The sequence below is a fragment of the Rhizobium deserti genome (genome assembly GCF_004358025.1).
In the GTDB taxonomy this organism is placed as follows: Bacteria; Pseudomonadota; Alphaproteobacteria; order Rhizobiales; family Rhizobiaceae; genus Neorhizobium; species Neorhizobium deserti.
The window spans coordinates 312,331-330,953 of the sequence record NZ_SMTL01000001.1; the positions used below are offsets into that span (position 1 = coordinate 312,331).

Annotated in this window: 16 protein-coding genes and 1 other RNA gene; 3 read left to right on the forward strand and 14 right to left on the reverse strand. The window is 59.3% G+C overall.

What is annotated here, in order from left to right; translation table 11 throughout:
- Positions 1-2: 2 nt before the first annotated feature.
- From murD to E2F50_RS01685, 13 genes are all read right to left on the reverse strand, one after another.
- The gene (gene murD / locus E2F50_RS01625) at positions 3-1,409 is read right to left on the reverse strand and encodes a UDP-N-acetylmuramoyl-L-alanine--D-glutamate ligase (RefSeq protein WP_133314317.1); all 1,407 of its coding nucleotides are present in this window, start codon (positions 1,407-1,409) and stop codon (positions 3-5) included.
- A gap of 6 nt (positions 1,410-1,415) precedes the next feature.
- A complete protein-coding gene (mraY, locus tag E2F50_RS01630; RefSeq protein WP_133314318.1) occupies positions 1,416-2,519 on the reverse strand; it encodes a phospho-N-acetylmuramoyl-pentapeptide-transferase in 1,104 nt (367 codons plus the stop codon).
- A gap of 28 nt (positions 2,520-2,547) precedes the next feature.
- Entirely contained in the window at positions 2,548-3,981 is a 1,434-nt protein-coding gene (locus tag E2F50_RS01635; protein ID WP_133314319.1) for a UDP-N-acetylmuramoylalanyl-D-glutamyl-2,6-diaminopimelate--D-alanyl-D-alanine ligase, read from the reverse strand.
- Positions 3,978-5,438, reverse strand: coding sequence for a UDP-N-acetylmuramoyl-L-alanyl-D-glutamate--2,6-diaminopimelate ligase (locus E2F50_RS01640; RefSeq protein WP_133314320.1), 1,461 nt, complete (start codon positions 5,436-5,438; stop codon positions 3,978-3,980). The genes E2F50_RS01635 and E2F50_RS01640 overlap by 4 nt, the downstream gene beginning before the upstream one ends.
- A 58-nt stretch (positions 5,439-5,496) precedes the next feature.
- On the reverse strand, positions 5,497-7,242 hold the full coding sequence (locus E2F50_RS01645) for a peptidoglycan D,D-transpeptidase FtsI family protein (protein WP_133314321.1): 1,746 nt from the start codon (positions 7,240-7,242) through the stop codon (positions 5,497-5,499).
- Positions 7,242-7,706 carry a cell division protein FtsL gene (gene ftsL, locus E2F50_RS01650; RefSeq protein ID WP_133314322.1) on the reverse strand — a complete coding sequence of 155 codons (465 nt, stop codon included), beginning with the start codon at positions 7,704-7,706 and terminating at the stop codon, positions 7,242-7,244. The genes E2F50_RS01645 and ftsL overlap by 1 nt, the downstream gene beginning before the upstream one ends.
- 2 nt (positions 7,707-7,708) lie before the next feature.
- Positions 7,709-8,734 carry a 16S rRNA (cytosine(1402)-N(4))-methyltransferase RsmH gene (gene rsmH, locus E2F50_RS01655; RefSeq protein WP_133314323.1) on the reverse strand — a complete coding sequence of 342 codons (1,026 nt, stop codon included), beginning with the start codon at positions 8,732-8,734 and terminating at the stop codon, positions 7,709-7,711.
- Positions 8,735-8,748: 14 nt separating this feature from the next.
- Complete coding sequence (gene mraZ / locus E2F50_RS01660) at positions 8,749-9,195, reverse strand: division/cell wall cluster transcriptional repressor MraZ (protein WP_133314324.1); 447 nt, start codon at positions 9,193-9,195, stop codon at positions 8,749-8,751.
- A 428-nt stretch (positions 9,196-9,623) separates the two neighbouring features.
- Positions 9,624-10,061: RNase P RNA component class A (gene rnpB / locus E2F50_RS01665), an RNA gene on the reverse strand.
- 40 nt (positions 10,062-10,101) lie between these two features.
- Complete coding sequence (locus E2F50_RS01670) at positions 10,102-11,298, reverse strand: NAD(P)/FAD-dependent oxidoreductase (protein ID WP_133314325.1); 1,197 nt, start codon at positions 11,296-11,298, stop codon at positions 10,102-10,104.
- Between the two features lie 64 nt (positions 11,299-11,362).
- Complete coding sequence (locus E2F50_RS01675) at positions 11,363-12,010, reverse strand: lytic transglycosylase domain-containing protein (RefSeq protein ID WP_133314326.1); 648 nt, start codon at positions 12,008-12,010, stop codon at positions 11,363-11,365.
- 232 nt (positions 12,011-12,242) lie between these two features.
- Positions 12,243-13,010, reverse strand: coding sequence for an N-acetylmuramoyl-L-alanine amidase (locus tag E2F50_RS01680; RefSeq protein ID WP_133314327.1), 768 nt, complete (start codon positions 13,008-13,010; stop codon positions 12,243-12,245).
- The gene (locus tag E2F50_RS01685; protein WP_161973948.1) at positions 13,007-13,750 is read right to left on the reverse strand and encodes a J domain-containing protein; all 744 of its coding nucleotides are present in this window, start codon (positions 13,748-13,750) and stop codon (positions 13,007-13,009) included. The genes E2F50_RS01680 and E2F50_RS01685 overlap by 4 nt, the downstream gene beginning before the upstream one ends.
- A gap of 384 nt (positions 13,751-14,134) precedes the next feature.
- Here E2F50_RS01685 and E2F50_RS01690 point away from each other — a divergent pair, with 384 nt between their 5' ends.
- The 3 genes from E2F50_RS01690 to E2F50_RS01700 all read left to right on the forward strand — a co-directional run bounded on the left by E2F50_RS01690 (position 14,135) and on the right by E2F50_RS01700 (position 17,176).
- The gene (locus tag E2F50_RS01690) at positions 14,135-15,346 is read left to right on the forward strand and encodes a pyrophosphate--fructose-6-phosphate 1-phosphotransferase (RefSeq protein WP_133314328.1); all 1,212 of its coding nucleotides are present in this window, start codon (positions 14,135-14,137) and stop codon (positions 15,344-15,346) included.
- Between the two features lie 44 nt (positions 15,347-15,390).
- Positions 15,391-16,026, forward strand: coding sequence for a LysE family translocator (locus E2F50_RS01695; protein ID WP_133314329.1), 636 nt, complete (start codon positions 15,391-15,393; stop codon positions 16,024-16,026).
- A gap of 136 nt (positions 16,027-16,162) precedes the next feature.
- A complete protein-coding gene (locus tag E2F50_RS01700) occupies positions 16,163-17,176 on the forward strand; it encodes a lytic transglycosylase domain-containing protein (protein WP_245515260.1) in 1,014 nt (337 codons plus the stop codon).
- Here E2F50_RS01700 and E2F50_RS01705 read toward each other — a convergent pair whose 3' ends face one another.
- Entirely contained in the window at positions 17,177-18,532 is a 1,356-nt protein-coding gene (locus E2F50_RS01705; protein ID WP_133314330.1) for a serine hydrolase domain-containing protein, read from the reverse strand.
- Between the last annotated feature and the right edge of the window lie 91 nt (positions 18,533-18,623).

Consider the following 18,623-nt stretch of genomic DNA (forward strand, 5'->3'; position numbering starts at 1 on the left):
CTTCAGTTTCCTTTTCCGGTCCCGATCAACATCGTGACGCCATCCAGTGCGGCAACGAAATCCACGAAGGCATCTCCACGGACTTCGAAATTCTTGAACTGATCGAAACTTGCACAGGCCGGCGAGAGCATGACCACAGACGGCGCAGGATCGCCCGCGGCATCGGCAGCAGCATGTGCAACCGCCTTTTCAAGCGAACCCGAAATCTCATATTTCGAGGCCTGGCCGAGCGTTGCCGCAAATGCCGGCGCCGCCTCTCCGATCAGATAGGCTTTCACAATACGCGGGAAGAGTGGTGCGAGGCTTGCGATGCCGCCTTCTTTGGGAAGACCACCGGCGATCCAATAGATCCGCTCATAGCTGGACAATGCAGGTGCAGCGGCATCCGCATTAGTGGCCTTGGAGTCATTGACGAAGACCACCTGATCCCTGCGCCCGACCGGCTGCATGCGATGCTTGAGACCGGGAAACGAGCGCAGCCCTACGCGGATCTCCTCCTGCGAAACTCCGACGGCAAGGCAAGCAGCAATCGCGGCGGCGGCATTCTGAGCGTTATGGCTCCCCTTCAGCGTTTGAATGCCGTCGAGATCGACCAGTGAGGACGATGCCCCACTTTGCGCCTCGAATATCCGGGAAGCGTCAGCGTAAAGACCGTCTGCAACAACGGACCGGTTGGATATGCGGCGAACCTTGACGCCGGCGCGTTCCACCCGGTCGGCGATCAAGGCGCTGTGGCTGTCGTCCACGCCGATGATGGCGGTCTTGGCTCCAGCCACCAGTCTTTCCTTGATCTCCGCATAATGCTGCATCGTCCCGTGGCGATCTAGGTGATCCGGAGTCAGGTTAAGCAAGATGCCGGCTGTCGGGTTGAGCGTCGGAGCCAGATCGATCTGGTAGGAAGAGCATTCCACCACAAAGTAGCGTTCGGCCTTAGGCGGCTCCAAGGTCAAGACCGCCGTACCGATATTGCCACCGAGCTGCATGTCGCGGCCGCTCGATCTCAAGATGTGGGCAATCAAGGCGGTGGTCGTGGATTTGCCGTTTGTCCCCGTGATGGCAATGAAGGGGCAATCGGGCGCATGCACGCGGCGCTCGCGCACGAACAGCTCCACGTCACCGATGATTTCCACGCCAGCGGCACGCGCAAGTTCCACTGTCCAATGTGGCTTCGGATGCGTGAGCGGCACTCCCGGAGAGAGAATGAAGGCTGCCTGCGCCGACCAGTCGACGGTTTTCAGGTCTGCCGTTGGAATGCCCGCAGCCTTTGCCTTGGCGACGCTGTCGGGATTATCATCCCAAGCGGTCACCCGCGCACCACCGGCAACAAGCGCTTTGGCAGTTGCAAGTCCTGATCCGCCGAGGCCGAAGAGAGCGACCTGGCATTCTTTGAAAGTGGTGACCGGTATCATCGCCGCCTACCGGAGCTTGAGCGTCGACAGGCCGAGCATGGCGAGGCCAACGGCTATGATCCAGAACCGGATCACGACCTGACTTTCGGTCCAGCCGAGCTTTTCGAAATGATGATGGATCGGCGCCATCAGGAAGACGCGGCGGCCGGTCATCTTGAAAAAGCCGACCTGAATGATGACCGACATGGTTTCCATCACGAACAGACCACCAATGATGGCCATGACGATCTCGTGCTTGGTGGCGACGGCAACCGAGCCGATCAATCCTCCCAAGGCCAGCGAACCGGTGTCGCCCATAAAGATTGCTGCCGGCGGGGCGTTGAACCACAGGAATCCGAGACCGGCGCCGATCACTGCGCCCATGATCACCGCGAGTTCGCCGGTGCCGGGCACAAAATTGATCTGCAGATAGCCCGCAAACACTGCATTGCCGACGAGATAGGCGATCACGCCGAAGGATGCGGCGGCAATCATCACTGGAACGATGGCAAGCCCGTCGAGACCGTCCGTCAGGTTGACGGCATTGCCGGCGCCGACAATCACGAAGCCGCCGAACAGGATGAAGAAATAGCCGATATTGATCAGGAAATCCTTGGCGAATGGAAAGGCAATTGAGGTGGCCAGATGTTGATTGGCCGACGGCTCCGACACCATGGCCAGCCGCATCATGAAGAACACGGCGATGCCGGCTATAACAAATTCTATGCCGAGACGAGCCTTGCCGGAAAAGCCCTTGTCCGTCTGCTTGGTCACCTTCAGGTAGTCGTCATAAAAGCCGATGGCGCCGAAGCCGAGCGTCACCAGCAGCGTCGCCACCACGTAGATATTGGAAAGGTCGGCCCAAAGCAGGGAGCCGCCAACGATCCCAGCGAGGATCATCAGGCCACCCATGGTCGGGGTTCCAGCCTTCTTGAAATGGGTCTGAGGGCCGTCGGCGCGGATCGGCTGGCCCTTGCCCTGGCGCACGCGCAGCGAATCGATGATCTTCGGCCCAAACAGGAAGACGATCAGGGCTGACGTAAAGAGGGCGGCGCCAGTCCGGAAGGTAATGTACCGGAACAGGTTGAAAAACTGCAGTTCATCCGCCAGTTCGACAAGCCAGATCAGCATGAAAGCCCTTTCTCAAGCCGCATAGGATTCAAAGTTGGCGATCCGTGTCGGCAAATGGCGGATAGTTGTCAATAAGCGCAGCGACGATCTTGCCGAAGCCCAGACCAAGTGACGACTTTACCATCAACACATCGCCTGGGATGACGGAGCTGACAGCATGATCCAGAAGCTCTGCCGTCGTTTCGCGATATTCCACATTGACGCTGTCAGGAAGCGCATCCCGAAGCGCTGCCATTTCCTGTCCCGCAAGCCAGACATGCTCTATGCCGGCGGCCAGTAGAGGCCCGGCCAGTTCCTCGTGCACCTGCTGTGAAAACTCGCCCATTTCCAGCATGTCACCCAGGACTGCAATCCGGCGCCCTGTCAGTTCCGGCGTGGTTGCGGCCAGAAGCGCGATCGCCGCCCGCATCGAGGCCGGATTGGCGTTATAGCTTTCGTCAATCAGCGTCAGATGACCCTCGCCGATCCCGAGCCGATGCCGTTCGCCGCGCCCCTTGACCGCCCTCAGTTCGGCAAGAGCCGCCCCGGCCTGCGCCATATCGGCTCCGACCAGAAGGGCAGCGCCAAGGACTGCCATGGCGTTTTCAGCCACATGCCGGCCGGGTGCACCGATATGCACTTCGGTCGTGTCGCCGTTGAGCACCGCCCAAATGGTCGACGTTTCCGCATTGCCTTCGAAATCGGCCAGCCGGAAATCGGCCTTGGCGTGCTGCCCGAAGGTGAGGATCTGCGAAACGCCCGTTGCCTGCGCCTGCTCTTCAAGGAACGCGAACTGCTTGTTGTCGCGATTGAGGATCGCGGTTCCACCCGGCTCCAGGCCTTCGAAGATCTCCGCTTTGGCGGCTGCAATTTCTTCCAGATTGTTGAAATGCCCCAGATGCGCTGCGGCAATCGTCGTGATGATCGCCACATGCGGACGAACCATCTGCACCAACGGCCGAATTTCCCCGGCATGGTTCATGCCGATTTCGAAGACGCCAAACGTCGTTTCGGCCGGCATGCGGGCCAGAGTCAGGGGCACGCCCCAATGGTTGTTGAAGGAGGCTACCGCCGCATGAACCCTGCCCGATGGCGCCAGCACATGTCGCAGCATTTCCTTGGTCGTCGTCTTGCCGACTGAGCCGGTAATCGCGATGATTCGTGCTTGGCTGCGTTCGCGCGCAGCGACGGCCAGCTTGCCCAGCGCTGCGAGCACATCCTCGACAACAATCATCGGCACGGTGAGCCGGCCGAGTGCCGGCAACTTGCCTTCGCTGACCACGAGCAAGGACGCACCATTGGCGATCGCGAGGCTCGCAAAATCATGGCCGTCGACGCGATCACCCTTGATGGCGAAGAAGACTTCCCCCTGCTTGACCGAACGGCTGTCTATGGAAATTCCACTGACGCCTTCGGGAAGCATGCCAATCGGCCGTCCATCCATGACGGCCGCCATAGTCTGGGAAGTCCATAACCAGCTCACGACTGCAACTCCTCAAGTGCCTTGCGCAATTCCACATGATCGGAGAACGGCAGGACCGTCGAGCCCACCGTCTGACCCTCTTCATGCCCCTTGCCGGCCACGATCAGTGTATCGCCTGCCTGAAGCATCGAGACCGCTTTGCGAATGGCTTCGGCACGATCGCCGATCTCCAGGGCCCCAGGCGCGGCGGCGAGAATTTCTGACCTGATCACGTCCGGCACCTCGGAGCGCGGATTGTCATCTGTGACAATGACCACATCCGCCAGCCGAGTCGCCACGTCGCCCATGATCGGCCGCTTTCCCTTATCGCGGTCGCCGCCGCATCCGAATGCGACGATCACGCGACCCGTCGTAAAAGGACGAACGGAGGCCAGCACCTTCTCAAGCGCATCGGGTTTGTGGGCATAGTCGACATAGGCGAGCGCGCCGGCCTTTGTCTGGCCGACCAGTTCCAGCCTTCCGCTAGCGCCGACCAGATTTTCGAGTGCCGCCATGGCCAAGGAAGCGGCAACTCCGGTTGACATGGCAAGCCCCGCGGCAACTAGTGCATTGGCAATCTGGAAATCACCGGCTAGCGGAATATCGACCTCGAATATTTCCTGCCCGACATGCACTTCCGCCATCTGCTTATGCCGAAAATGCTCGACCCGCTTCAAGCAGAGGTAATCGCCTTTGCGTCCTACCGTGCGCACATCGAGACCGGCTGCGGAAGCCGCGCCAATGGCCTCGCCGGCCCACTCGTCGTCGGAAAAGATGATCGCCGGCGCCCCCTTCGGCATCAGCGTGTCGAACAGGCGCATCTTGGCAGCCATGTAATCTTCGACCGTCGGATGGTAGTCCATGTGGTCGCGGCCCAGATTGGTGAAGGCGGCGGCGGATAATTTCACGCCGTCCAGCCGGCTCTGGTCGAGACCGTGGCTCGACGCTTCCATGGCGGCATGGGTGACACCTTCGCCGGCCAGTTCCGCCAGCAGTTTTTGCAGGTCGACCGGATCCGGGGTCGTCAGGGAGCCGTAATCATTGCGGCTGGGCGAAATGACGCCGGTCGTGCCGATCTGCGCGGCAGCATAACCAGCATGGGCCCAGATCTGACGCGTAAAAGATGCCACGGAAGTCTTGCCCGCCGTCCCCGTCACGGCCACCATAGTCTGTGGCTGTGCGCCATAGAAGCGGGCGGCAGCCAACGCCAGCAGCCGGCGCGGATTGGCAACGACGAGCACCGGTATACCTGCATCCGCCGGATGAGCGGCGATCGCAGCAATCGCACCACGCGCAGCCGCATCGCCGACGAAGCTTGAACCATCGGCCTTCGAGCCTGCCAAAGCGGCAAACAGCATTCCCGGACGGATCTTTCGGCTATCTGAGGAAATCCCTGTCACTTCGAGGTCACCGGCCGTACCTTGCATCAGTTCGGCCAACTCCGGAAAATCATGTCCGGCCAGATCTCGCAGTTTCATCACTTGTCATCCCATTTCCGAGCGGATCTCACGAATCGTCCCGCCCGCTTCTCGTCGCTCAATAAGACACAAGCAGGGCAGAGCCGTCATTGCCGAATTTCGGCTTTACACCGAGAATGGGCGCGGCTCGGCTGATGATTTCCTTGACCATGGGGGCAGCAGAGGTCGCTGCGAGCGCTGCGCCATTGCCCTTGTCCGTCTTCGGCTCATCCGAGAAGCTCAGAACCACATAACGAGGATCGCTCATTGGAAAGGCAGCTAGGAAAGCGTTAAAGTTCTTGTCGTGAGCATAGCGGCCGTTGACCACCTTGTCTGCCGTGCCGGTCTTGCCGCCGACATCAAAGCCATCGACACGCGCGTTACGGCCAGAACCCTTGGCACCGTTCCATTCGAACAGATAACGCATATCCTTGCTTGTCGAAGGGTTCATCACCTGCGTGGCTATTTCTGCTGCCTGCTCCTCTGTGCGCGGCAGGAATGTCGGCGGATGCAGCACACCCCCATTCACCAGTGCCGCACCGGCAACCGCCGTTTGAAGCGGCGTGGTAGACACGCCATGTCCGAAGGAGATGGTGACCGAATTGATCTTCTTCCACTCGCGCGGCTGGCTGGGCATAGCGACTTCTGGAAGTTCAGTATTCATGCGGCTGAGAAGGCCAAGTTTGGTGAGGAATGCCTTGTGATCAGCAATGCCGACCGCATCAGCAACCTTGGCGGTGCCGATATTGGAGGAAAACTGGAAAACTTCCGGAATGCTGAGGAACCGGCCCTTGCCGTGGAAATCCTTGATCGTGAAGCCGCCGATGCGGATCGGGAACCGCGCATCAACCATGTCGTTGAGCGATATCTTCTTATGATCCAGACCCATGGCCAGCGTAAAGGACTTGAAGGTGGATCCCATTTCGAACGTGCTGTTCGTCATGCGGTTCATCCAACCCTCGGGGCCATTGGCATTCGGATCGTTAGGATCGAAATCAGGTGCCGAGGCCATGCCGAGAATTTCCCCGGTATGGACGTCGATGACGACTGCACCAGCGCCGATGGAGTGATATTTGCCGATGGAGCTCGCCACCACGTCGCGCACGATTGCCTGCACCCGCAGATCGATCGACAGTTTGACAGGCTCGAGCGGCTGATCCGAAGTCATGCCGACAGAGGCCAGATCCGCCAGTCCCTGACTATCGATATAACGCTCCATGCCGGAGACGCCCCGGTTGTCGATATTGACATAGCCGACAATGTGGGCCGCCGTCGCCCCGCCGGGATAAAAGCGGCGCTTTTCAGGACGAAAGCCGATGCCGGGAATGCCGAGAGCGAGGATCTGGCTCTGCTGCTTCGGGGTAAGCTGGCGGCGCAGCCATTGGAAATGGGAATTGGACTTGAGTTTCGAATATGTCGACTTGACGTCCAGGTCGTTGAGAACCGTCGACAGCTTCTCGATTACTTCATCCGGATCGACGATCTTGTGCGGCTCGGCGAACAAGGAGACGGTGCGGATGTCGGTCGCCAAGATCTCGCCATTACGGTCAACGATATCGGGACGCGACGCAAGCAGACGATCGGCCGGCAGTATGCTGGAAGTGACTTCGGGCTGCGCTATGCCGTATTGGGTTAGGCGACCGCCGATGACGCAGTAGAAGACGGTGAAGCCGGCAATCAAAAGACCGACGCGGTTCTTCGCCTGCGCCGACTTGCGCTTGCGGGTCCCTTCGAAAGATGCGGTCTGCTCGCTCGAGAGACCTCGTCCGCCGGCGGAGAAATGAGCTCGGCTCTTCAAAACCATGACGCGCGACAGGAAGGACATCAGCGTTTCACCGATCCGGTAGGAATAACATCGACGGAAGAGCGGCGGGCAGAAGACACTGGCTTTTTCACGGGCTGTTTGGCCTTAGCCGCCTCGACGCCCTTGAGAGCCGCCATGACCTCACTATTCTTGCCAGCGATGATGTCTTCGATCGTCGTTTCAGGCTGCGGAAGCTGCGCCTTCGGCATCGGAAGTTCCTTGGGCATGGCGAGCTGCGTGGGTTCCGTTGCAGCCAATGCAAGTTCCGCATTATAGACATTGATCAGCCGATGCAGTCGGTTGGGCTGCGTGAGAAGCGCCCAGTCGGCCTTCAACAGATCGATTGTATCCTTCTCCAGCTTGATCTCCGTCTCCAAACGTCGAACTTCGGCAAGCTTTTCGTCCGCCTTGTGTTTGATCGTATAGGTCACCACGGCCGTTGCCGTCATGATACCGATCAAAACCAGATCGAAGCTTCTGAGCATGGTTAGGCTCCCATCTTGGCAAGGCTGGCGAGATCCGGAAGGTCGAAGATCGACATGTCTGCCGATCTTGGCGGAGCATCGCTTCTTATGCCTGCGCGAAGCTTGGCCGAGCGAGCGCGCGGGTTGATTTCCGCCTCAGCCTCGCTGGCGCTGATCATCGATCTGCCGATCGGCTGGAAAATCGCAGCCTTGGCCTCGACCATAGGAAGGTGGCGCGAGCCCGAAGCCTTGCCGGATCGATCGGCGAAGAACTGCTTAACGATGCGGTCTTCAAGGGAATGGAAGGTGACTACGACCAGCCGGCCGCCTGGCTTCAAAGCCCGCTCGGCGGCAAACAGCGCCTGCGCAAGCTCGCCAAGCTCGTCATTGACGAAAATGCGCAACGCTTGGAAGACACGCGTAGCGGGATGGATCTTGTCCTTGGCCTTGCGCGGATTGACCGTCTCGATCAGGTTGGCTAGCTCGCGCGTGGTGGCGAAGGCTTCGGATGCTCGGCGTTTCTCGATGGCGCGGGCGATGCGGCCCGGCTGCTTTTCTTCGCCGAGAAACCCGAAAATCCGGGTGAGATCGCTGACCTTGGCATGATTAACGACATCGGCAGCAGATACTCCGTGCTTCGACATGCGCATATCGAGCGGCCCGTTCTTCTGGAACGAAAAGCCCCGTTCCGCCTCGTCGATCTGCATGGAGGAAACGCCGATGTCGAGCACGACACCGTCCAGCCCGCCTTCCGGCGCATGATCGGCGAGCTTGGAGAACTGCGACCGGACAAGCGAGAGGCGGCCGGAATACTGCGCTACGAGCGCCTGCCCTGAGGCAATGGCGGTGGGGTCACGGTCGAGCGCCACGACATCCGCTCCTGCATCGAGGATGGCGGTCGTATAACCACCGGCTCCGAAAGTGCCGTCCAGAATAACCTTGCCCGGCTCGGGCACAAGCGCCTCAAGCACCTCCGCCAAGAGAACCGGGATGTGACGAACCGGTCCGCCTTCGGGCTCGGTCGTCGCCTCGCCTGGATTCGTCACCATCCCGTTCCCCTGTCTTAGGCGGGACGCAAACCCAAGCGCCCCTCTCTCGCTGCCGCCTGCGCCTCGTGAAACGCCTGCGGCCGCCAAAGCTGAAAATGATCCGAGCGTCCCACGAAGGTGACTTCCGAACTGATTCCCGTGAAGTCGCGGATGAAATCCGTGACCATCAGCCGGCCCTCCGCGTCGAGCCTCATGAAAACGCCGCCGCCATGAACCAGCAGCGACATCCTGTTTGCTTCCGGAGAAAAAGGATCGACGGAGGAAATCTGCTTCTCGTATCGATCGAGCAGATCCGGGCCGCCGACGCTGATCGCCGGATAGATGAAATCCTGGAGGCAATAAAGCTCCTGGACCCCTCGCTCCGAAAGCGCCGAACGGAAGCTCGCCGGGACGGAAACCCGCCCCTTCGCATCCACCTTGTTCGTCGCATTCGACAGGAAGCGGCTCATCACGCCAAACATCCGCTCCATTAAGGTTGAAGACGGAAAATTTCCCGCCCAACAGCACCACCCCAAACACAGCTTCGCCATCCGGTTGAACGGTGAACCGCCCGGCCGCAGGACCGAAATTCTGGGATTGGCGGGCGAAACTTCGCCCTTGTGCAGTGCGATTTTGGGATATCATGGGACCAAATGGGCGTCAATGGGAGAAGCCCCGCTAGCCAATCCCAAACAGGACTTATTTATAAGCTGTTAAGTTTAACAAAGAGTTACCGTCATCGGTGGAGGCACTGCCTCCGCAGGCGGTCGTAAACGGACCGAGGTCACCCGGTAAGCTACCGAGACAACATACCTTTTCGTGAAACCTTATATATGCGCATCTGTCACTTTAGCAGCAAGGCACACGCTTCTCACCTGCCTCATAGCGAGGAACACAATCTATGGGAGAAATTGCCAGTTGGCCTGTAAGCCGGGTTCTGTATGGCTCCGATGCAAGCAGCGGAACGTGGCAGCCATTCATCTGGGACGATGTTTGCACATCGCCTCACGCAACCCACCCGGATGACTGGCCCAGAAACAGGCTGTGATCCCGGCTTTCGCCAGGATTCGCGTCATCCCTATTCGGTCTTGCTCCCGGTGGGGTTTACCTTGCCGCCGCTGTTACCAGAAGCGCGGTGGGCTCTTACCCCACCCTTTCACCCTTACCCCGCTATCTCAGCCGCTCGGCGCACGAGCGGATCAGAAAGCGGGGCGGTTTCCTTTCTGTGGCACTTTCCCTGGGGTCGCCCCCGCCGGACGTTATCCGGCACCGTGTTTCCGTGGAGCCCGGACTTTCCTCACCTCACCGCCTTTCGGCATTGGTGAAGCGCGGCTGCCCGGCCAACTGGCAGGCGGTCCATAACCGACATCCAAATTGAAAGCCATAGGTCAGAGGTAATTGGCACGGAAATCAGTTGCGGCGCGATAAGCCTCATCGATGACACGCCCATGGAAGATCAGTTCGGCCCCGAGCCGGCCGATTTCATCCGAACTTTTCGCGGCGGCACCGCATCCTCCAGTGAGAACACCGATTCGATCAGCCTTTGTCATGGCGATGGCGGGATAGCCAGTCGGCGTAAAGGATGTGACGCAGGGCGCCATGGAGGAGCGGGACAGATCGAGATCCGGCATCAGTTGCGCCATGATGTTGTCAAGGTGAGCTCGGGTGCTTTCGCGGCCGCCGGAGCGGAACCAGGCGCGGATCTCTGGCTCCGTCGGCAGCGGCAGATCATCCGGATCACCGCCGATCTTGATATAGATCTTGCCGTCCGGGTACCGCACCGGCGGCAGGAGATAGATGCCATCGTGCTCCTCGTTCCATTTCCAGATGAGCGACGGCACCTGCCCCATGCTTACAAGGCTTGCTTCGTCTATTTCGAAAAAGGCGACCGTGCGTGCGAAAACCCTCAGATCAAGCCGAGCCCCCAACAAGTCCTCATTGATGGAGAAACCGCCGGCGGCGATCAACACCCGGTCACCGGAATAGGTATTGCCTTCGGCAGTCTGGACCGTGACACGGTCACCGTGCTGGCGAACCGACGCAACGGTCTCGGATATCAAGGTCGCGCCCTGGCGCTCTGCCAGCAGCGTTTGCGCCTGCACCAGGCGCCGCGGGTTGATGTGGCCGGCCTTGACCGGCTCCCAAACGCCTTCACTGGCCGAAGGAAAGGAGAAGAAAGGGAAACGCGTCGCCAGTTCCGGATCGCTTACCGTCTCGGTCGAAACACCTTGCCGACCCGCGGCATCGAGTACGTCGCCCACATAGGAAGGACCGACGCCCCGCTTCGGCCCGACAATCAGGCAGCCCGCCTCGTGATAGAAGTCCACGCCGCTTTCGGCGGCGATGTCGCCGTATCGGGCAATAGAACGATGGGCGAGCCGCGCCCAGACCGGATCGGGATCGATTGTCCTGGTGATTCGTGCCTCGTCGTAATGGCTGGCGAAGACGCCCTCATGGCGCCTGTAATCCGCCGGCTCACCGGGACCGATCAACGCGACCCCGTCGGTCCACTGCGACAGATGGCGGGCAGCCGCTGCGCCCATCATGCCTCTGCCAACGACGATATACTTGAACCGACCTGCCATACCTTATTCCCGATCCGCTAACCGAACTGCTCTATCTTTAAGACAGTTCCGTCGGTCTGCGGAATCAAAATACCATGGCGCTGGCGACGATATAGGCCGAACCATAGGGATCGAACGCCACCGAGATTTCCGCCGTATCGGGCGCAGCAACAGGAGGCTGTATTGTTTCCAGCACCGCCTGCACGCGGTTGCAATAGCGTTGCGAAACAGGATTCATTTTCTTGGCCGCATGGCCGGCATTGTATTTCAGGATCGTGCCGCAAATCTTGCCGCCGCCGCGCTCGTGTGCGCCTGCCAGGTATTTCATGCCGAAGCGAATATTGGTCTCCGGATCATAAAGCCCATAATCCGGACCTTCATAACCCATCAGCCGGGCTGTTGCCGGTTTGATCTGCATCAGACCTATTTCGCCTGCGGAGCCCTTCACCGTCGGTCGATAATTGCTTTCGATCTGCATCACCGCCTGCGCAAGCTCCAAAGGAACAGCATACTCATCCGCATATTTCGCGATCAGCGACATGTAATGGAGCTTGCGGACGAGACGGCGATCTTCTGCCGTCGGTGCGGCAAAGCCGGTTTCGCGGCTCTCCCATGGCGTGATCAAGGGCTTGGTGTAAGTGGTGACTTCCCCGCCGTCTTCAGCGCGCACGAGTTCGGTTCCCGCGACGAGCATGGCAAGGCTCATCGCGGCAGCAACTGCCAGATTCTTCATGGATTTAGTCTGTCTCCGGACCAACAGGATCGCGGACATCGATACGCAGACGTCCTCACTTCGCGTCGCCGGATTGACGGCGCAAATCTTTACGAAACCTGATCGTTTATCTCTGCAACCCCGTCCTACATGGCGCTGCGTTAACCATCCTCTTTAGACCCAGTTAATGAGGAGATGATGTGGCAACACAAGAAAAGCGCTGCTTCCTCGGAACCAAACGGCTCTCGAAGTGTTAACGCTGGTTATATCGGGGAAGCGCCTTTAGCAGGCGATGAAGCGTGTCGATTGTCGAGAAATCGGCGATCCCGTCCACGAGCGAAGGACGGAAGTGGCGCTGGAAAGCCTCCACGACGCCTTTTGTTCTCTCACAAAATATTCCGGTAATATCAATCTGATAGCCATAAAGAGACAGCATGGACTGCAGGGCCTCTATCGGCTGACCGCTTTCCCCCAACTGGAAAAAGCGACCACCGCTGATTTCCGTCGGATCGGTCCAATGACCGATCCGGTCAATATACAACTTATGCCAGGGAAAATTTTCCCCCGGGTCAACCTTGCGGATTGGCGCCACATCCGAATGCCCGAGCACTCTTTCTGGTGCAACATTCCACCTTTCGCCGCATTCACGACACAATTCGACGACAGCGGCGATTTGCGCATTAGAAAATGGGGGAAGCCCGCCAGGATGGCCGGCATTGGCGATCTCAATGCCGATCGAACAGGAATTAATATCCTCTTCGCCTGCCCAGCAGCTCTTGCCCGCATGCCACGCCCTGCGGTCCTCCGGCACGAGCTGGTAAACCCTGCCATCCTCATGGACGAAATAATGACTGGAAACCTGGCTCTGCTCGTTGCACAGCCAGGAAAGGGCCTGCTCCGCACTGGGCATGCCCGTATAATGCAGAATGATCATATCCGGCCGACGGCCGCCTACCCTTTCACCGTGGTTGGGGGACGGCTGTACCGAAGCGCCGGAGTAATCGGCGTCGAAAAAGATCATGCGGCGCGGCGTTCTTTGGCAATTGCCGCATAGGCCGCATTGAGGGCCGCCATCCGCTCATTGGCCGCGGCATGGAGGGCAGCAGGAACGCCGCGGGCTATCAACCGGTCCGGATGATGCTCGGAGATCAGAAGCCTGTAATGTTTGCGGATCTTGGCGAAATCATCTTGGGGCGAAACGCCGAGGACCAGATAAGGATCGCGACCGTCCAGGTGAACATGACGCGCCATAATGCGGCGGAAGTGCTGTTCGTCGATGCGGAAGATCTCCGCGATGCGGGCCAGGAAAGACAATTCCTTCTCGTGCACCAGCCCATCGGCCTTGGCGATGTGAAAGAGCCCGTCCACGACGTTTTCCAGCATCGGGCAGTTTTGGCTCACACCCGAACTGCATAAACCCGCCAGCTTGGAAGCATAGGCTTCGAAGCCCGCCACATCCTGCCGCGCCAAGTTATAAAGCCGCGCGACATTGCGCGCTTCTTCGTCCGGGAAATCGAAGATCTGCTGGAATGCCTTGACTTCCGCCTCACTGACGATGCCGTCCGCTTTGGCCATCTTGGCTGACAAGGCGATAATGGCAACGGAAAAGGATACTTGGCGCCTTGTTTCTGGGTCGCCCTCGAAAGTAGTACGGATCGCTTCCACGACCCGTCCGAGCAAGCTTTCGGTCGTGTCGCCGATGGCGCCGAGCAGGCGCTCCCAGAGAGAGGAAAGTTGGAGGCATGCAAAATCGAATATCATGCCGCAACTGACCAGATTATCCGCCTTTTTGCAAGGCAGCGACGGCCCGCAGCGGATTAAACTCTGTTCATGTTTACCGAACAATCAGAAGAAGGCGATAATAGGAAATGCCCCTCGTTTCCCGAAGATAGGGCCGTCAGGACACTCCTCGTGACTGGGCGGCCAGGAAGGCGCACTAGGTTGTCACATGCGTGGATCGGCCTAATTCTCGTCAGCCGCCGAACTTTTCCGCGTCAATGCTCAGATCGAGCCTCTCCGCAAATTCCCGCTGGCTGCCCAAAAGACTCGGATTCTTCTTCAGAAATTCACTTTACAGCGTGCTCCTGGTGTCGCATCCATTTCCCAGTTTGAGTTCCACGCGAAGATGCGCGTCAAGGAGGATCCATGCCAAAACAGAAAGTAGCAATGCTGACTGCGGGGGGCTTGGCGCCCTGCCTGTCGTCTGCAGTTGGCGGATTGATCGAGCGCTACACGGACATCGCTCCCGAGGCGGAGATCATCGCTTATCGATCCGGCTATCAGGGCGTGCTTCTGGAAGATCGAATCACGATCACGCCGCAGATGCGCGAAAAGGCCCATCTCCTGCATCGCTTTGGTGGCTCGCCGATCGGCAATAGCCGCGTAAAGCTCACCAATGCCGCAGACTGCGTTAAACGTGGCCTGGTCAAGGAAGGCGACAATCCTTTGCGGGTTGCGGCTGAACGCCTTGCCGCCGACGGAATCACCATTCTGCATACGATCGGTGGTGATGACACCAATACCACTGCCGCCGATCTGGCCGCTTATCTCGGCGCCAATGGCTATGATCTGACCGTAGTCGGCCTGCCCAAGACCGTCGACAACGATGTGGTGCCTATCCGCCAATCGCTCGGTGCCTGGACGGCCGCAGAAGTCGGTGCCCAATTTTTCGACAACGTTTCCAATGAACAGACTGCTGCACCGCGCACGCTTGTCGTCCATGAGGTCATGGGACGCCATTGCGGCTGGCTGACCGCCGCCACGGCCCGGGCTTACATCCAGAAGGCAAACGCACACGAATACATCGAGGGCATGATGATGAACGCCGCTCTCAAGGGTATCGACGGCCTTTACCTGCCGGAAATGGCCTTCGATCTGGACAAGGAATCGGCGCGCCTGAAGAAGGTGATGAATGAGCGGGGCTCGGTGACGCTTTTTGTTTCGGAAGGCGCCTGCCTGGATGCGATCGTGGCCGAGCGGGAAGCCGCCGGTGAAACGATCAAGCGCGACGCTTTCGGTCACGTCAAGATCGACACCATCAATGTCGGTAACTGGTTCCAGAAGCAGTTTGCAGCTCTCCTGGGTGCCGACCGCTCCATGGTTCAGAAGTCCGGCTATTTTGCACGATCCGCAGCCGCCAACGGCGATGATCTGCGGCTTATCCAAAGCATGGTCGACCTCGCCGTGGAAAGCGCCCTCAACAAAGTGTCCGGCGTCACCGGCCATGACGAGGATCAGAACGGCAAGCTTCGAACGATCGAATTTCCCCGAATCAAGGGTGGAAAACATTTCGATATGACGGCAAAATGGTTCCGTGAGGTCATGGACGTCATCGGTCAGCCTTTCGAGGCTGCGTAGAACGGCATAGAGCGGGCGTGTGAATACGTTCGGGAGGAAGATGGATGACGATGAACCTTTGGCTCGCTTTTGCCGCGACCGCGATTGCCTTCGTCCTCCTTCCCAACCCGCCCGCTCAGCAGGTCGGCACATTCTCCCTCCAGCGCGGGCGCCGTACCGCATTGGCAACCGTTCCGGCGCTGGCCCTGGGACTGCTGACATGCCTGCTGATCGCCATGCTGCCGGTTGCCCTGGTCGTCGTTTACCTGCCGAGCATCTACGGCGCACTGGCCTGGGTCGGCATGGCTTATCTGATGATCTATGTGATCTGGTCGCTACAGGATCGCCGAGCAGGCGGCCTGATCGCCGACAATGATAATCTTCCCGAACGCAAGGGCATGCGTATTTTCCATCATCTCCTGACGAGGACGATGTTCGCGCCGCGCTACATTCTGGCACTTGCGGTGATGTTGATTGAGTTCGTTGATCCTGCCGCGCCGTTGCTGCCGCAGGCCGTTCTCGCTGGAGAAATCTTTGTCGTTTGCGCGCTGATCGGCGGGACGGTTCACGCCCTGTCGCCGCGCTTCATGCGTGGCCGCAAACCCGGCCGCGTGGCTGCCGGTTCAGCCTCGGGCAAGTCTAGAACCGTATACATCGCGCGCCGCGCAGTGACCGCTGGTTACCGCCGGATTGCGGCATGAACTATGGCGTCTTGTCTGACGCTGCCTTATACGTTAATGAAAATGCACTTTCGGTGACATTGGGCGGGCTGGGGTAACCATTTTTCATGAAAGCGACGCAATGGCGGTAATGCGAACCATGGGCCGGAGAGCGGTTGTGGCATTTGCGATGTCTTCGGCCCTCGCTGGATGCTCAAGCGTTGAACGCAATCCCAAGATGGCGTCCAACCAGACCGCGGCACCGGTCGCGACTGCAGGTGCCGGTCCGGTCACTGCAGCCGCTGGAACAGCCGCACAGCCGACGGTGGAACTGACAAAGACGGTGAGGCTTCCAGTGGCCCTGCCGCCGGCGGCGGAAACCGCAACAGTGCAGACAGCGGCTATGGCATCACCCGTCATGGCGCAGATCGTTCCTTTCAAGCCTCAAATCATTGCCGCAACCGTCCAGGCGCCGGTACAGGCCTATGCTCAACCGCTTTTGCCGCCTCAGCCGGCTGCCATTGCACAGCCCGCCGTTTCGGCGAGGATCGTACCGGCATCGGCCCAGAAGTCCGGCCGGCTCGTGTCTCCCCCGATCGCGCACGCTGTGGCCGCCGGTCAGGTTTCGCCGGCCGCTGCGCAGGCCATTGCGCTGGACGAAAAGCAACCGACCCCGGATATGACGGCTCTGCAGGCCGTCGTGCCGATCCCGCGTCCTGATACCAGCGTGCTGGCCTATGCAGCCCAGCCGAAAGCCGTCGCTGCGATCTCGGCCCTCGACAAGAAGATGGACTTTCCGCCGGCGCCAGGCGAACCCGTGCCGGCAACAGCCTCGGCCGCTCCTCCCGAGCTCAGCAAGCTCATCAAGCGCTATGCTGGGCTTTACGGCGTGCCAGAATCCCTCGTGCACCGCGTCGTCCACCGGGAAAGCAAATACGATCCGAAAGCCTATCACAAGAATGGCTATTGGGGGCTGATGCAAATCAAGTATGCCACCGCGAAATCCATGGGCTATGAGGGAAAGCCGGAAGGCTTGCTCGACGCGGAAACAAACCTGAAATATGCCATCAAATATCTGCGCGGCGCCTGGCTCGTTGCCGACAACAAGAACGACAACGCGATCAAGCTTTATGCGCGCGGCTATTACTATGACGCCAAGCGCAAGGATATGCTCGACGTCCTTGAGAAGTAATCACTTATCCGCATCCGTTGCCTTCGCTACCGCAGCAATCAGCGACGTCGGATTGTAGCCGCCTGAGGAGGGCGTCAGCCCAAGCCGCACCACGACAAGATCAAGCGACGGCATGATGGCGATCGTCTGGCCGTCGTGCCCCCGCATGAAGAAGGTGTCGGCAGGCATGCCCGCCTCTCCTCGTTGCGGCAGCCATGTCTGCATCCTGGAATAGCGGCCTGCAGAATGGCTATTAGGCTCGTGCATAGCGCGAACAAAACCTTCCGGCAAAAGGCGCTCACCGTTCCACATGCCATCCCTGGCAAGCAAAAGCCCAAATCGCGCCCAGTCGCGCGCCGTTGCGTACATGTAGGAACCGGCAACAAAAGTGCCGGCCGCATCCACTTCCATCACCGCGCTTCGCATGCCAAGCGGGATGAACAGGGCTTTGTGCGGGTAATCAAGCGCGTGCTGCGCGTCACCAAGACGGTCCATCCAGATGCGCGCCAGCAGAATGGGCGTTCCCGAGGAATAATTGAACCGGGAACCCGGCGCAGCCTCTTCCTTCTTGGCCGCGGTGAAATATGCCATGTCAGGCTCAAGATAAAGCATGCGGGTCACATCCGCGACCGTGCCATAGTTCTCGTTGAAGGCAAGGCCGCTCTCCATCGCCAAAAGATCGGTCAGTCGGATATCCCTGCGACCGTCACCGTGCCATTCCGGCAGCAGATCGTTGTCCGCGAGCGACAGCTTGTTGTTGCGTATCAGGGTGCCGATGATCGCGGCGTTGACCGTCTTCGTCATCGACCATCCAAGCAGCGGCGTGTCCTTCGAAAAAGCGGGGCCGTAGGCTTCGGCGACGATCCGCCCCGCCTTGACGACCACAACGGCTCGCATTCCTGGCCCAATTGCAGCCTCGTCGGAAAGAATGGCCATAACGGCTTGATCCGACTCCACTTGTTGCCCCTGCGGCCACGAGAGAGACGCGTCCGCAACAGGTAAGCTGTCGACCCCCCGGACCGCTGGCACCAAATGCCCCGCGACAGGTGCCACGGTGCATCCAAGTCCGTTCCGGTAGACTGCCTCATTACCAGCAAAAATGCCCAGCAATGCCGCCCGAACGCGGTGCTGCTGATAATCGACAGAAACGCTCATGAGACGCAGCAGCGGATTGCCAGGAGCCTGGACATCGACCGTCAGGACCTCTTCGGCATCGCGCTTAGCGATAAAGACGTTGGAACAGACGATTTTCGCCGTATAGCCGCTTCCGATCCGCAACAGGGCGGGTGGATAAAGCCAGAGCCACATACCGATAGCCGCGACCAATATCAGCAAGCCCCCACCGATGAACTTTAAAACTTTCACGATCCGTGCCATCCGCCTCTCCTGTAGCGGCCGGCATGCAATCAGGTTTGTCGTCGCCAAGAAAGCCTTTTCTTGTGACACGTCAAAGCTTCACAAAAGCATC